Origin of the sequence: Hominisplanchenecus faecis (assembly GCF_020687205.1) — a bacterium.
GTDB classification, from domain to species: Bacteria; Bacillota; Clostridia; order Lachnospirales; family Lachnospiraceae; genus Hominisplanchenecus; species Hominisplanchenecus faecis.
In genome coordinates this window covers 1-14,455 of record NZ_JAJEQE010000069.1, presented here as the reverse complement: position 1 = coordinate 14,455, position 14,455 = coordinate 1, and the positions used below count along the sequence as shown (strand labels likewise).

Below are 14,455 nucleotides of genomic sequence, written 5' to 3'. Positions count from 1 at the left end.
TGAACGCCTGTGGAGATAGTAGGTTACGAGGTCTGCGAAGCAGGAAGCCCATTGGCTTTAGACAATGGGTAGTTCACAAATATGCATAAAAAAAGTGCATAAAATTCCTGTAAATACTGCATAAAAAGCCTTGACAGACGCTGTTTCTGCCGATATAATGTGAATTGTGCGTGCCGATACACTATATCTATGTATCCACACACCTGAAAATGATTTTAAGCAACCACTACCGCAAATGCGGAATATTACAGGAGGTGAAAAGAATGCCAACATTTAACCAGTTAGTTAGAAAAGGTCGTCAGACTTCAGAAAAGAAATCTACAGCACCTGCTCTGCAGAAGGGCTTCAACTCTCTGAAAAAGAAGAGCACAAACGTTTCTGCACCACAGAAGAGAGGTGTCTGCACAGCAGTTAAAACTGCTACACCTAAAAAACCTAACTCAGCTCTGAGAAAGATCGCCAGAGTTCGTCTGTCAAACGGAATCGAAGTAACAAGCTACATCCCAGGTGAGGGACATAACCTTCAGGAGCATAGCGTTGTTCTGATTCGTGGAGGACGTGTAAAGGACCTTCCAGGTACAAGATACCACATCGTTCGTGGTACTCTGGATACAGCAGGCGTTGCTAAGAGAAGACAGGCTCGTTCCAAATACGGAGCAAAGAGACCAAAAGACGCTAAGAAATAATAAAAGTTACAGACTTTTAAGCGAAACAGGAATAGAACAATAAAGTCGTATCACAAACAGAACTAACTGTTGTGCCGTATTCTTATTTACCAGTGGTTGCGGGTTAATATAGAAATTGCGAGCACGATACACAGTAGAACGACACATGTGAGTACCGATGAATTAATTTCAATGATTAAGGAGGGAAGTACCGTGCCACGTAAAGGACATACTCAGAAAAGAGATGTATTAGCGGATCCGCTGTACAATAATAAAGTGGTTACCAAACTTATCAATAACATTATGTTAGATGGTAAGAAAGGTGTAGCTCAGAAAATCGTATACGGAGCATTCGAAAGAGTTGCTGCGAAAACTGACAAGCCGGCTATCGAAGTATTTGAGGAGGCTATGAATAACATCATGCCAGTTCTGGAAGTAAAAGCTAGACGTATTGGTGGAGCAACATACCAGGTACCTATCGAGGTAAGAGCTGATCGTCGTCAGGCATTAGCACTTCGCTGGATCACTCTGTATTCCCGCAAGAGAGGCGAGAAGACAATGGAAGAGAGACTGGCAAATGAAATTCTGGATGCTGCAAACAACACAGGAGCATCTGTGAAGAAGAAAGAAGACATGCATAAGATGGCAGAGGCTAATAAGGCATTTGCTCATTACAGATTCTAAGGAGGAGAAAAACCTTGGCTGGAAGAGAATATCCATTAGAGAGAACCAGAAATATTGGTATTATGGCTCATATCGATGCTGGTAAAACAACACTGACAGAGCGTATCCTGTATTATACTGGTGTAAACTATAAAATCGGTGATACTCACGAAGGTACTGCTACCATGGACTGGATGGAGCAGGAACAGGAAAGAGGTATCACAATTACTTCAGCCGCAACGACCTGTCATTGGACTCCGCAGGAACAGTGCAAACCGAAAAAAGGTGCACAGGAATATCGTATCAATATCATTGATACCCCGGGTCACGTTGACTTTACAGTAGAGGTTGAACGTTCCCTTCGTGTACTGGACGGCGCTGTCGGCGTGTTCTGTGCAAAGGGTGGTGTAGAACCTCAGTCTGAAAACGTATGGCGTCAGGCTGACACTTACAATGTACCGCGTATGGCATTCATCAACAAGATGGATATCTTAGGTGCAGATTTCTACAATGCTGTTGATCAGATTCGTACAAGACTTGGTAAAAACGCAATCTGCCTGCAGCTGCCAATCGGCAAAGAAGATGAATTCCAGGGGATCATCGATCTGTTTGAGATGAAAGCTTACATCTATAACGATGAAAAGGGTGAAGATATCTCAATCACAGATATCCCGGAAGATATGAAAGACGATGCAGAACTGTATCATACAGAACTGATCGAGAAAATCTGCGAGCTGGATGATGACCTGATGATGGAATATCTGGAAGGTGAAGAACCATCCATCGACGCACTGAAAGCTGCACTGCGTAAAGGAACCTGCGAATGTCAGGCAATTCCTGTATGCTGTGGTACTGCTTACAGAAACAAAGGTGTTCAGAAACTTCTGGATGCTATCATTGATTTCATGCCTGCACCAACCGATATCCCGGCTATTACAGGTGTTGACGAAGATGGCAACGAAGTAGTAAGACATTCTTCAGACGAAGAACCGTTCTCCGCTCTGGCATTCAAGATCATGGCTGACCCGTTCGTAGGTAAGCTGGCATTCTTCCGTGTGTACTCAGGTACTATGAACTCCGGTTCTTACGTACTGAATGCAACAAAGAATAAAAAAGAGCGTGTAGGACGTATCCTGCAGATGCATGCAAACAAGAGAGCAGAGCTTGATAAAGTTTACTCTGGTGATATTGCAGCAGCAGTAGGTTTCAAATTTACAACAACAGGTGATACTATCTGTGACGAACAGCATCCGGTTATTCTGGAGTCTATGGAATTCCCAGAGCCAGTTATCGAGCTGGCAATCGAGCCGAAGACCAAAGCAGGTCAGGGCAAGATGGGTGAGGCTCTTGCAAAACTGGCTGAAGAGGACCCGACATTCCGTGCTCATACAAATCAGGAGACTGGTCAGACAATCATCGCTGGTATGGGTGAGCTGCATCTGGAAATCATCGTAGACCGTCTGCTTCGTGAGTTTAAAGTAGAAGCAAACGTAGGTGCTCCTCAGGTTGCTTACAAAGAGACATTTACAAAACCTGTAGATGTAGACAGCAAGTATGCAAAACAGTCTGGTGGTCGTGGACAGTACGGTCACTGTAAAGTTAAATTCGAGCCGATGGATCCGAACGGCGAAGAGACATTCAAGTTCGAATCTACCGTTGTTGGTGGTGCTATTCCGAAGGAATACATCCCGGCAGTAGGAGAAGGTATCGAAGAAGCAGCAAAAGCTGGTATCCTGGGCGGATTCCCGGTACTGGGTGTACATGCAAATGTATACGACGGATCTTACCATGAAGTCGATTCCAGTGAAATGGCATTCCATATCGCTGGTTCCATGGCATTCAAGGATGCTATGAAGAAAGGTAATCCGGTACTGCTTGAGCCGATCATGAAAGTTGAAGTTACCATGCCTGAAGAATACATGGGCGATGTAATCGGTGATATCAACTCCAGACGTGGTCGTATCGAAGGTATGGAAGATATCGGTGGCGGTAAGATGGTTAAAGGTTATGTACCGCTGGCTGAGATGTTCGGATACTCTACAGACCTTCGTTCCAAGACACAGGGACGTGGTAACTACTCTATGTTCTTCGAAAAATATGAGCAGGTACCGAAGTCTGTACAGGAAAAAGTACTGAGTGCAAAAGCAAAATAATCTGATATCAGATAAGCCATGGCTTGACAAAGGTTCTTCTTTTGGAGAGATCCGGAAGAAGAATCTGGTCAAACCGTTATAAAACTCATAAAAACAGGTAAATTAGGCTTGAAAATATCCTGGATTTGAAATATAATCGTAAATAGCCTATGTATATAAGGAAAATAAAAGTAAGCCAATACGGCTATTATTTCAAGGAGGACATTCAAAATGGCAAAAGCTAAATTTGAGAGAACCAAACCGCATTGTAATATTGGTACCATCGGACACGTTGACCATGGTAAAACAACTCTGACAGCAGCTATCACAAAAACTCTGGCAGCCAGAGTTGCAGGTAACGCAGCAGTAGATTTCGAAAACATCGATAAAGCTCCGGAAGAAAGAGAACGTGGTATCACAATCTCTACTGCTCACGTTGAGTATGAAACAGAAAAGAGACATTACGCTCACGTTGACTGCCCGGGACATGCTGACTACGTTAAAAACATGATCACTGGTGCAGCTCAGATGGATGGTGCTATCCTGGTTGTTGCTGCTACTGATGGTGTTATGGCTCAGACAAAAGAGCACATCCTGCTGTCTCGTCAGGTAGGTGTACCTTACATCGTAGTATTCATGAACAAATGCGATATGGTAGACGACGAAGAACTGCTTGAACTGGTAGACATGGAAATCCGTGAGTTGCTGAACGAGTATGAGTTCCCAGGCGATGATACACCAATTATCCAGGGTTCTGCTCTGAAAGCTCTGGAAGATCCGAACGGCCCATGGGGCGACAAGATCATGGAACTGATGGATGCTGTTGACAGCTGGATCCCAGATCCTCAGCGTGCTACAGATCAGCCGTTCCTGATGCCAGTAGAGGACGTATTCACAATCACAGGTCGTGGTACTGTTGCAACTGGTAGAGTAGAGCGTGGTGTTCTGCATCTGAACGAAGAAGTAGAAATCATCGGTATCAAAGAAGAAGTTCAGAAAACAACTGTAACTGGTATCGAAATGTTCCGTAAACTCCTGGACGAAGCTCAGGCTGGTGATAACATCGGTGCTCTGCTGCGTGGTATCAAAAGAGAAGACATCGAAAGAGGTCAGGTTCTTACAAAACCAGGTACAGTAACATGCCATACAAAATTCACAGCTCAGGTTTACGTTCTGACAAAAGATGAAGGTGGTCGTCATACACCATTCTTCAACAACTATCGTCCGCAGTTCTACTTCAGAACAACTGACGTAACAGGTGTTATCAACCTGCCAGAAGGTACAGAAATGTGCATGCCTGGTGATAACGTAGAAATGACAATCGAACTGATCCACCCGATCGCTATGGAGCAGGGTCTTACATTCGCTATCCGTGAAGGTGGACGTACTGTTGGATCAGGACGTGTTGCTACAATCATCGAGTAATACAATCTGAAAATAGATTTGTTATCGCAAGATAACTTGTGTCCAAACGTAAGATACCCCAGAAACCTTGTGTTTCTGGGGTTTTTCTGTACTCTAAGAAAAGAATTGTTTGTAAAATTATCAGATTAGAAACAGTGAAACGTTTATCAGAAAGATGAAATACGGATAAATTTAAAATTGAAAAATCAGTCTAGCGGTGCCAAAACGGTGCCAAAAAGAAACTCCTGCGAATATTTGCTATTCACAGGAGTAATTTTTTTACCAGCCTTTGATCTGTTTGATCTGTTCAGCACGTTCCGGATCACGATGATATTGCAGTTTCAGACGGATCGTTTCCACAACTTCCTGTCTGGCTTCATCATCAAGCTGATAGAACGATGTGAGCAGATTATCTACATCAGGCATACTGTTCTTACCGAAAAGATACATCAACGGGTACATAGAATTTTTTAAATAAGTCTTTACACGGCTTGCGTCTAATGCTCCGTTCAAACCGTCTGGAAGTGTAGGATAAATCTCTTCTTCCTTAATTGTGCCAGAAAATGGACTGGCAGAACATATCTCATTCACATCAATTTGTAATTCATTTGCAAGTCTTAAAGCAAAATCAAATCGAATATTGGAATCTTTTTGAATAATTGAATATAAGGTTGTGGCACTGATTCCGGTTGCCTTTGCAATTTTACGGACATTTGTGCCTTTTTCATCAAGATATTTCTTTAAATTTTTACCGTCACCCATAGAATCCTCCTTTTTCATATATTGCAAAATTACGAAAAACATAAATCTATAGAATATCATAGCACAGACCTGGAATAAAATAAAGAGAAAATAATATACGAAGTTCGTAAAAATATGTTTACGAAATATTGACAATGAAATAAATACATGATATTATCAATTTACGAAAATCGTACAGATATAGAAATACAGTAAACGTATTCTGTATCTGGAGAGGAAAGGAGGATGCAGTATGGCAAGCTACAATTATATGATGAGTGCTGATGAAGTGGCACAGGAATTAAACTGCTCAAAATCTTATGCTTATAAACTGGTGAAAGCTATGAATAAGGAACTGGCTGCACAGGGATATATTACGATGGCTGGAAGAATACCAAAGGCGTTTTGGGCAAAAAAGATGTATGGCTATGAAATAGCAGGAAATTAAGGAGGATTAATATGGCTTACAGAGAAAAAGACACAAAAAAATGGACAGCCCAGTGGTTTGAGACAAATGTTATGGGTGAGAAGAAAAAACGCAGAAAGCGTGGATTTGAAACAAAGCGAGAAGCATTGGAGTTTGAACGAAGTAAAAAGTTGAGCACTGAGCGAAGTATGGATATGAAACTGAGCGATTTTATTGAGATTTATTTTTCAGACAAACAGAATGACCTAAAAGATCGAACAATCAAAAATAAAAGATATATGATGCAACAGCATATCGTTCCATACTTTGGAAATCAGATGATGAGTGAGATCAAGGCTTCACAGATTATTCAGTGGCAGAATGAAATTCAGAAAAAAGGATATTCAGATTCTTATCTGAGAATGATTCAGAATCAGTTGACCAGTCTGTTTACACATGCAGCTAAAATATATGATTTGCCAGTTAATCCATGCAAGAAAGTGAAACGAATGGGAAATTCGGATTCGAGAAGTTTGAACTTCTGGACACTGGACGAGTACAAACAGTTTATACAGACAATGGAGCCGGGAACAAGATATTATCTTATATTTGAGATGCTGTTCTGGACTGGGTGCAGGATTGGGGAGCTGCTTGCGATTACAAAAGCTGATATCAATTTTGAAAAGAATCAGCTTAGTATCAATAAGACTTATTACCGAACAGGAATGCAGGATATTATCACAGAACCAAAAACAAAACAGTCCTTTCGAACAATCGAAATTCCAGAATTTTTGAAAGAGGAAATTAAGGAATTTGTAGATGGTCACTACGGAATGCCGGATACAGAAAGATTGTTTCCAGTTGTTCAGGAAGCGGTACAGCATAAGATGAAACGGCAGATTGAACTGGCAGGAGTAAAGAAAATCCGAGTGCATGATCTCAGACACAGTCATGTGGCTTATCTCATTGAGAAAGGTGTAGAACCGTTACTGATCCGGGACAGATTGGGTCATAAAGATATTCGTATCACATTGAATACTTATGGACATCTTTATCCAAATCAGCAGAGGAAGATTGCAAATCTGCTGGATAATGAAAATGCAGTTACCGGATTGGGAGAAGAAAGAGATGAATGTTGAAAAGGCAAAAGAAAAAGCCCAGATAAATAATCTGAGCAAGTTCTCTGATAATCAGATTAACTGATATACCATCTTGGCAGATTCAGTATATCACGAATCGAGAAATACGACAATTCCCGAATATCTGTTCATCAGAGACTTGCCCGGAAGGGCAGGAGGAGATGATGGAATGAATATGAATGAAAAAAACAAAATTAAGAATTGCAGAATAGAACCAAAACTGAAACTGATCAATATGGATTCAGTAGAGGTGGAACAGGTAGAATGGCTGCTTTATCCGTTTATTCCTTATGGAAAAGTGACCATTATACAGGGAGATCCAGGAGAAGGAAAGACAACAATGGTACTTCAGATTATTGCAAAACTGACCAGAGGAGAGCCGATTCTTCCTGTTACTGATACAACAAAAGAAAAACGAAGTGATGAAGTCGGTAGTGAGAATGAAGATCTAGATGCCAAAGATAATATTCAGGAACAGTCTTCTATGTCACCTGTAAATGTGATTTATCAGACAGCGGAAGATGGTCTAGGAGATACTATCAAACCCAGATTACTTGCTGCAGGTGCAGATTGTTCGAGGGTGCTGGTGATTGATGACAGTGACCAGCCACTGACAATGGCAGATGCCAGATTAGAAGAAGCAATCGTGCAGACAAAAGCCAAAATGGTTGTTCTTGATCCGATTCAGGGATTCCTGGGAGCAGAGGTAGACATGCACAGGGCAAATGAGATCAGGCCATTGATGAAGCGTGTCGCAGTGCTGGCAGAAAAATATCACTGTGCAGTCATTTTAATCGGTCATATGAACAAAAACAGTAACGGCAAATCTTCTTATCGAGGACTTGGCTCCATTGATTTTCAGGCTGCTGCAAGAAGTGTCCTGATTGTCGGGCGAGTGAAAGATGAACCAGAAGTAAGAGTGGTATGTCATACGAAGAGTTCTCTTGCACCGGAAGGAACGTCCATTGCATTCAGACTGGATAAGAATAATGGCTTTGAATGGATTGGAGAATATGATATCAGTGCCGATGAACTTCTTAATGGAGACGGCAGAGGGCAGAAAAGTCGGAAAGCAAAAGAATTTCTCCTTGAAATACTGGCAAATGGAGGAATGACTCAAAAGAAAATTGCAGAAGAAGCCGAAACCAGAGGAATAAAAAGTAAAACGTTATGGAATGCCAAACGGGAACTTGAAATTGATTCTGTAAAACGTGGAAAGCAATGGTATTGGATGCTGCCAGAATAAAAATGGAAGATGGCAAGATTACCATTTCTTAAGAAGAGGGAATCTTGCCATCTTGAAAGGAGAACAGATGCAAAATAAAAATGTACAGATTCCATACGAGTTATTTTTTCAACTCCTGCAATATTTTTTGATGGATAACTACGATGGCGAAGAAATAATCCGGTTGGGATTGGAGAAAAAACTGGATGCAATGGTGAATCGTGAAGTGTATAGCAAATCCAAAACAGCACCAACGGAAGAAGAAAGGGAAAAGTTCCGGCAGGAATATCTGGACAGACGGGGAATACCGGAGAACTTTCGATGGTAAAGGTTCTTTCTGACTACTTTATTACAGGAGCGTGTCACGCACCTGTAGATAGCAGACAAGTAGAAAGCTGGTAAGATGTAGCCGGGAGTTTGTTGGTGGAGAAGAGAATTTTCAAAAGGGAGCCCTGATTCAGGGCGTCCCTGCGGAAACGCTAAATGAAAGGAGAATGGCATAATGCGAGAAGGAAGATTAGGATATAACAGTTATAACAAAAGATATGGATTATTATCATCAGATCTATGGATTGATACAGGATTTCACTGTGGAGAATGCCTGGAAGTGTTGCTTGATGATGAATGGGTTCAGACTAGAATGGAAATGAATCCTGCAAGAGAATGGTATCTTGTAGGAACACCGTATTGTGGTGATCTGGAATATATCCGGGCAAGGATACCGGGATAATTCAGCCATACAAGTAACGCAGGAGTGAACCGACCAACGGGAGGAATAGCCCCCGGCAGGGCGCAAGGGTACTTTTGATGGACGGTACGGCTGTCGAAAGTGCTTTTGCGTTACTTTTGACAAAAGTAACAAAACCGCCGTATCCGGCGAAAGTTTCTTAATATCGCTATTACTGGCGTGAATAAAAATTATGTGCCATATCTAGCACTTGATTAGAAAAGAGGTGAGAAACATTATGATAAAACGAACAATTAGCGGTATGATTGGGAAAGGTTCTCTGGATCATAACAGGAGAGAGTTTTTCGCAGAGAATGTAGACCCAGACAGAGTACAATTAAATATTTGTTACCAGAATGAAAATCTGAAAGAAGTTTACAAAGAGTTATTTGATGATGCTGTGGAGAGATACAATACCGGGAAAAGAAAAGACCGGAAGATTACAAATTACTATGAAAAAATTCGGCAGGGAAAACAGGAAAAGTTGTTCCATGAAGTGATTTTCCAGATTGGAAACCGAGAAGATATGGCTGTTGGAACAGAAGCAGGAAATCTGGCTGTAAACGTACTGGATGAGTATGTAAAAGATTTCCAGAAACGGAATCCGACACTTCGGGTATTTAGTTGCTATTTGCATCAGGATGAGGCTACTCCACATCTTCATATTGACTTTATTCCTTATGTGACGGGCTGGAAAGGAAAAGGAATGGATACCAGAGTTTCGCTGAAACAGGCATTAAAAGGTCTTGGATTTCAAGGTGGAAATAAGCATGATACGGAGCTGAATCAGTGGATAAATCATGAAAAAGAAGTACTGGCAGAGATTGCAAGGCAGTATGGAATTGAATGGGAACAGAAAGGTACTCATGAGGAACATCTGGATGTCTATAACTTCAAGAAAAAAGAACGGAAAAAGGAAGTACAGGAATTGGAGCAGGAAAAAGAGCATCTAACTGCTGAAAAAGAAGAATTAACAGCACAAATTGCAGAATCCAGAGCAGATATCCAGAATTTAAAAGACGATAAGGAACAGGCAATCAAGGCGAAGCAAGAAGCAGAACAAAAGGCAGGGAGCGCAGAAAAAGAACTAAAAAGCCTGGAAGATCGCAGAGAACAGCTACAACCGATTATGGATAGTGTGAGCAAAGAAATCAAAGAATATGGAACAGTTAAAATGTTACTGCCGGAGGCGGGCACGCTAGAACGGGCAGTAACCTATCGAGACAAAAAAATTAAACCACTGTTTCTTCAAATAAAGAATAAGGTTGCTGTAATGGCGGCTCAGGTTAAAGAACTCACGAAAGAGGTGGAAGGGTGGAAGAAAAAATATCAAAAGGTGAAACAGAAATATAATGCTATTCAGAGAGAACTGGATGATATACGTAAAGACAATCAGAAATTGTCAGAAGAAAAAGATATATTACAAGGTGTTTCTGATAGGTATGATCGTGTTGTGCGTGTTCTTGGAATAGAAACTGTAGATACAGCAGTACAGCAGGATATTCAAAACGAGAAAGTCCTGGAAGAAAAGCGACGGATGGAGCAAATGCCGAAGGGAAATATTCATGAAAGATTGGCATGGGGAATGAAAAAAAGCGAGATGGAGAATCAGCAGCGTAAGAAAACTAAATCAAAAAACAGAGAAATGGAGAGATAAGATTATGGAAACACACATTTATGATGAAAAGAACGGATTAAGCTATACTTTGCATGGAGATTATTATTTGCCGAATTTGGTATTGAATGAAGAAAAACCGATATATGGGAAATATGGAATGCTGCGAAAACAGTTTCTGAAGGAACACAGATTAGCAAAATATCAATATTTGTTGTTGACTGGAAAGCTGACGGAACACCTGAATCAGATTGATCAGGAGAGCAGAGAACAGGTGGAAATGCTTATGGAACAGATGGCAGAAAAACAGGGTGTAACTGAAGAATTAAAGGTACAGAACCAGACGAAGTGGGTTAGGCTGATGAATAATATAAAAGCCAGTGCAGAAGAAATGGTGTTGAGAGAAATACTTTATATATAAGTATTGGTTGTAAAGGACTGAACAGGAAAAGTATAATACTATCCGGCTTATTAAGATTTATTTCACATCTCTTGATTTTTATTACGGTTACTGATATAGTTATTACAGTAACCGTAATAAGGAGGGGATGCTATGAGGGATAATGTGAAAAGTGGTGCACTCACAGAAGTGACATTCTATATTTTGCTTTCACTCTATTCACCTAAACACGGATATGCTGTCATGCAGTTCATTGAAGAAAAAACAGGTGGGCGGCTTTCATTGGGAGCAGGCACTTTATATGGTGCATTAAATTCAATGCAGGAAAAGGGATGGATTGAGCTTTTCGGAGATAGTGAAGGTAGAAAAAAAGAGTATCTTATCACTGTAAAAGGAAAGGAGATAGCTGAAAAAGAACTTATCAGACTTCGTGAACTTGTAGGTATTGCAAGCGGAATTGTAGGAGGTACATTATGAGCAAAAAGTGTTATCGTTTTTTTGGCGGGCTATTGACGGTACAGAAAAACTGGCTGAATAAGATGGCTGAAAAAGGTTATCGCCTTATTCGAACGGGAAAATTACTCTATGAATTTGAAAAATGTAAGCCAGGTCAAGTTCAATATTGCGTGGAGTTTATAGGACAAAAATCAAAAGCTAATGCTGAAGATTACCATGATTTCTTGGAAGAAATGGGATATTCCGTATTCTATAAAAATATCAATCTTAATTATTCTGTTGGTAAAGTTCGCTGGCGTCCGTGGGCTGAAATTGGCGGTCGTATTGCAACAAACACTACAACATTTAACAGGGAATTGCTGATTGTAGAAAAAGAAAATGATGGAAAACCTTTTGAACTTCATACGTCCTATGAAGATAGGGCAAATTATTACAGTAATTTGCGAAATCCCTGGCTTTTATTAATGCTTATGCTCGTGGCATTTGCTACCGTAAATCGGTCTGTTATTTTAGGCATAGTTGCTGTGATTTTTCTAATCCCTGTCATTATATACCAGTTGCAAATTATGAAAAATAGGCATGAAGCGAAGATGAAGGAGTGGTGATTCAGGATAACAAGGTTGGTTTAGCTGATGCAATGTAATGCACTGTCGTTTGAGGGTTAGTAGCCCGTTCTTAAATTTGTGGGCAGTTTGTTGCTGATGATATAAATATTAGAGAAAATTAATTGAAAGTTAAAAAAAGAAAGTAATAAGTAAACAAAGGCTCAATTGTAAACATGTATTGGGAACGCTATAATGGAAATAAGGACAGGAGGTGCGAACAATGCGTATTGGTGAGCAGATAAAAAACTATCGAAAAACTGAGGAATTAACACAAGAACAGGTGGCAAATTATCTGGGTGTTTCTACTCCTGCGGTAAATAAATGGGAAAAGGGAAATACATATCCGGATATCTCATTACTTCCAGCTTTGGCACGATTATTGAAAATTGATATGAATGAATTGTTTTCGTTTCGTGAAGAATTGACCGAAAAAGAGATTGGACAATTTGTGAATGAACTTTCGGAAGTTTCATTGGACAGCTTTACAGAGGCTTTCGAGATGGCATCTCGTAAAATACAGGAGTATCCTCATTGCGACTTATTAATATATACGATCGCAACCGTTCTGAACGGATCTTTGACTTTGTCAGATCTTAATGGCGAAGAACGAATGGAATATAATACAGCTATTATTGAGTGGCTGGAACGAACAGCAGACAGTCAGGATGAAAGAGTGAGAAATTCAAGCGTTTTTATACTTGCAACAAAATATGTCCAAATGGAGAAATATGAAGAAGCAAATGCCCTTTTGAAAAAAATTCCTGATACTGTAATTGATGCAACGATTATGAAAACAAGTGTATTAGCACATCAGGAAGGAACAGACACTGCTGCGTTATTCCTGGAAGGGAAACTGCTACAGGCAGTTGTCAATATTCAAAGCTACTTGTATAAGTTAATTGAAATGGAAGAAGAAACAGGAAATCATGATAAAGCAGAGAGAATTGCTGAGATTACAGATCACATGATATCGTTGTTTGGACTATGGAATTACGGCAACACAGTGCCATATCTGCTGATTGCTGGATATCGAAAAGATGTAGAAAAATGTGTTCAGTTAATTAAGCAATTATTAAGTGAATCACAGAAGCCTTGGAATATGACACAATCCCCTTTGTATTACAGGTATGAAGATACTGCACAGGGAAAAGCCTTTTCGGGAGTTGGAAAAAATTTTGTTCGTGAATTGTATTCGGAAATTGAAAATAAGAAAGAGTATGAATTCTTGAGAGGGAATAAGGAACTCGAATTAATTTTTGAGGAACACTTGAAATAGGTTGTAAAAATGTATGGAAATAGATATAGTTGAGAAAGAAGAAAATTTTTGACATTTCCACAGATGCGTGCTAATATGATTATAGAAAAAGAGTGCTACCGATAGACGGTTAGTCCGTTTTACTATTTAGAATATCATCAAAGATAACCGCTTAGTTTACCAGACCAGGGCGGTTATTTTTGTGGTTTATGATTATCTTTGCCTAATGTATATCCGATACTAAAGCAGGTTAAGCCGAAGCTCACTACTGCTATGAAGTCAATAATACTCATTGGCTTAGCCCTCCTTTCCAATGGATTCCTTTACAGGTTTCTATGTAATCAGAGGGTCACAGTCCCTCTGGAGAAGGACTAACCGCCTACCGTTATGGTAGCACCCATGTTTCGATTATAACAGTTAAAAATTACCGGTGCAATATAAAGTTGGTAGAGAAGTATCTAGTATCTACAGAAGAAAATCGGTTTGAGTATTCTCCGGTGCCAAAACGGTGCCAAGAAATCAGGCAAATCAAAATAGGTGGTGCAATTCAGCCGTTTTTCACTGTATTTTGGAGAGAAAACCATAAAAAATATGAGGTAAAACGGGATTAAAGTATCGTGAAGGTGGACGTACTGTAGGATCAGGACGTGTTGCTACAATCATCGAGTAATACAATCTGAATATAGATTTGTTATCGCAAGATAACGTTGTGTCCAAACGTAAGATACCCGTAGAACTTCGGTTCTACGGGTTTTTCTGTTGCCTGGAAATATATAAAAGAGTGGGAAATAAATAACGAACAGTATAGAAAAACGGTTGCCGGGAGAGAGTCCTGACAACCGTTTGTGATAACAGAATGATAACAAAATGTATAATTTTCGCAAATATGATAACAGATAAAGTGGATTTATCCACAAATCAGAGATGTGATTGTGGATTAAGTCAGAGCCTGTGAAAAAAACTCTGTAAATTCAACACAACAAAGGTCTTCTATGATAAAATATTAAAATCATAGGAGGCCT

Annotated in this window: 15 protein-coding genes; 14 read left to right on the top strand and 1 reads right to left on the bottom strand. The window is 40.1% G+C overall.

Features of this window, described 5'->3' with window-relative positions; genetic code table 11:
• Window positions 1–263: 263 nt before the first annotated feature.
• The 4 genes from rpsL (at window position 264) to tuf (ending at window position 4,885) form a co-directional block, all read left to right on the top strand.
• Window positions 264–686 (top strand): 30S ribosomal protein S12, encoded by a 423-nt coding sequence (gene rpsL / locus LKD42_RS13965; protein WP_147632110.1) that lies wholly within the window; start codon window positions 264–266, stop codon window positions 684–686.
• Window positions 687–878: 192 nt separating this feature from the next.
• Window positions 879–1,349 (top strand): 30S ribosomal protein S7, encoded by a 471-nt coding sequence (gene rpsG / locus LKD42_RS13960; protein WP_215659827.1) that lies wholly within the window; start codon window positions 879–881, stop codon window positions 1,347–1,349.
• A gap of 14 nt (window positions 1,350–1,363) precedes the next feature.
• Entirely contained in the window at window positions 1,364–3,481 is a 2,118-nt protein-coding gene (gene fusA, locus LKD42_RS13955; protein WP_248836047.1) for an elongation factor G, read from the top strand.
• A 210-nt stretch (window positions 3,482–3,691) separates the two neighbouring features.
• Window positions 3,692–4,885 (top strand): elongation factor Tu, encoded by a 1,194-nt coding sequence (tuf, locus tag LKD42_RS13950; RefSeq protein WP_173865911.1) that lies wholly within the window; start codon window positions 3,692–3,694, stop codon window positions 4,883–4,885.
• A 258-nt stretch (window positions 4,886–5,143) separates the two neighbouring features.
• Here tuf and LKD42_RS13945 read toward each other — a convergent pair whose 3' ends face one another.
• Window positions 5,144–5,626, bottom strand: coding sequence for a helix-turn-helix domain-containing protein (locus LKD42_RS13945; RefSeq protein ID WP_015541737.1), 483 nt, complete (start codon window positions 5,624–5,626; stop codon window positions 5,144–5,146).
• 232 nt (window positions 5,627–5,858) lie between these two features.
• Between LKD42_RS13945 and LKD42_RS13940 the strand changes: the two genes are divergently transcribed.
• The 10 genes from LKD42_RS13940 to LKD42_RS13895 all read left to right on the top strand — a co-directional run bounded on the left by LKD42_RS13940 (window position 5,859) and on the right by LKD42_RS13895 (window position 13,454).
• Complete coding sequence (locus LKD42_RS13940) at window positions 5,859–6,053, top strand: hypothetical protein (RefSeq protein ID WP_055258613.1); 195 nt, start codon at window positions 5,859–5,861, stop codon at window positions 6,051–6,053.
• Between the two features lie 11 nt (window positions 6,054–6,064).
• Window positions 6,065–7,150, top strand: a complete 1,086-nt coding sequence (locus LKD42_RS13935) for a site-specific integrase (RefSeq protein ID WP_055258611.1) — start codon at window positions 6,065–6,067, stop codon at window positions 7,148–7,150.
• A 169-nt stretch (window positions 7,151–7,319) separates the two neighbouring features.
• On the top strand, window positions 7,320–8,396 hold the full coding sequence (locus tag LKD42_RS13930; protein ID WP_055258609.1) for an AAA family ATPase: 1,077 nt from the start codon (window positions 7,320–7,322) through the stop codon (window positions 8,394–8,396).
• 67 nt (window positions 8,397–8,463) lie between these two features.
• Complete coding sequence (locus LKD42_RS13925; protein ID WP_055258607.1) at window positions 8,464–8,703, top strand: hypothetical protein; 240 nt, start codon at window positions 8,464–8,466, stop codon at window positions 8,701–8,703.
• 174 nt (window positions 8,704–8,877) lie between these two features.
• Window positions 8,878–9,105 (top strand): DUF5348 domain-containing protein, encoded by a 228-nt coding sequence (locus LKD42_RS13920; protein WP_055258605.1) that lies wholly within the window; start codon window positions 8,878–8,880, stop codon window positions 9,103–9,105.
• Between the two features lie 235 nt (window positions 9,106–9,340).
• Complete coding sequence (locus LKD42_RS13915) at window positions 9,341–10,759, top strand: plasmid recombination protein (RefSeq protein WP_248836046.1); 1,419 nt, start codon at window positions 9,341–9,343, stop codon at window positions 10,757–10,759.
• 4 nt (window positions 10,760–10,763) lie between these two features.
• Window positions 10,764–11,138: a TnpV protein gene (locus LKD42_RS13910; protein ID WP_055258600.1), complete on the top strand. Its 375-nt coding sequence runs from the start codon at window positions 10,764–10,766 to the stop codon at window positions 11,136–11,138.
• Window positions 11,139–11,270: 132 nt separating this feature from the next.
• Window positions 11,271–11,594: a PadR family transcriptional regulator gene (locus tag LKD42_RS13905; RefSeq protein WP_055056227.1), complete on the top strand. Its 324-nt coding sequence runs from the start codon at window positions 11,271–11,273 to the stop codon at window positions 11,592–11,594.
• Complete coding sequence (locus LKD42_RS13900; protein WP_055056226.1) at window positions 11,591–12,178, top strand: DUF2812 domain-containing protein; 588 nt, start codon at window positions 11,591–11,593, stop codon at window positions 12,176–12,178. The genes LKD42_RS13905 and LKD42_RS13900 overlap by 4 nt, the downstream gene beginning before the upstream one ends.
• A gap of 220 nt (window positions 12,179–12,398) precedes the next feature.
• On the top strand, window positions 12,399–13,454 hold the full coding sequence (locus LKD42_RS13895) for a helix-turn-helix domain-containing protein (protein ID WP_248836045.1): 1,056 nt from the start codon (window positions 12,399–12,401) through the stop codon (window positions 13,452–13,454).
• Window positions 13,455–14,455: the final 1,001 nt, after the last annotated feature.

Coding starts and splice junctions, on each gene's coding strand:
- tuf (WP_173865911.1), top strand. CDS start 3,692: ATGGCAAAAGCTAAATTTGAGAGAACCAAACCGCATTGTAATATTGGT.
- LKD42_RS13925 (WP_055258607.1), top strand. CDS start 8,464: ATGCAAAATAAAAATGTACAGATTCCATACGAGTTATTTTTTCAACTC.
- LKD42_RS13920 (WP_055258605.1), top strand. CDS start 8,878: ATGCGAGAAGGAAGATTAGGATATAACAGTTATAACAAAAGATATGGA.
- LKD42_RS13930 (WP_055258609.1), top strand. CDS start 7,320: ATGAATATGAATGAAAAAAACAAAATTAAGAATTGCAGAATAGAACCA.
- LKD42_RS13915 (WP_248836046.1), top strand. CDS start 9,341: ATGATAAAACGAACAATTAGCGGTATGATTGGGAAAGGTTCTCTGGAT.
- LKD42_RS13910 (WP_055258600.1), top strand. CDS start 10,764: ATGGAAACACACATTTATGATGAAAAGAACGGATTAAGCTATACTTTG.
- rpsL (WP_147632110.1), top strand. CDS start 264: ATGCCAACATTTAACCAGTTAGTTAGAAAAGGTCGTCAGACTTCAGAA.
- LKD42_RS13945 (WP_015541737.1), bottom strand. CDS start 5,626: ATGGGTGACGGTAAAAATTTAAAGAAATATCTTGATGAAAAAGGCACA.
- LKD42_RS13935 (WP_055258611.1), top strand. CDS start 6,065: ATGGCTTACAGAGAAAAAGACACAAAAAAATGGACAGCCCAGTGGTTT.
- LKD42_RS13940 (WP_055258613.1), top strand. CDS start 5,859: ATGGCAAGCTACAATTATATGATGAGTGCTGATGAAGTGGCACAGGAA.
- LKD42_RS13900 (WP_055056226.1), top strand. CDS start 11,591: ATGAGCAAAAAGTGTTATCGTTTTTTTGGCGGGCTATTGACGGTACAG.
- LKD42_RS13905 (WP_055056227.1), top strand. CDS start 11,271: ATGAGGGATAATGTGAAAAGTGGTGCACTCACAGAAGTGACATTCTAT.
- LKD42_RS13895 (WP_248836045.1), top strand. CDS start 12,399: ATGCGTATTGGTGAGCAGATAAAAAACTATCGAAAAACTGAGGAATTA.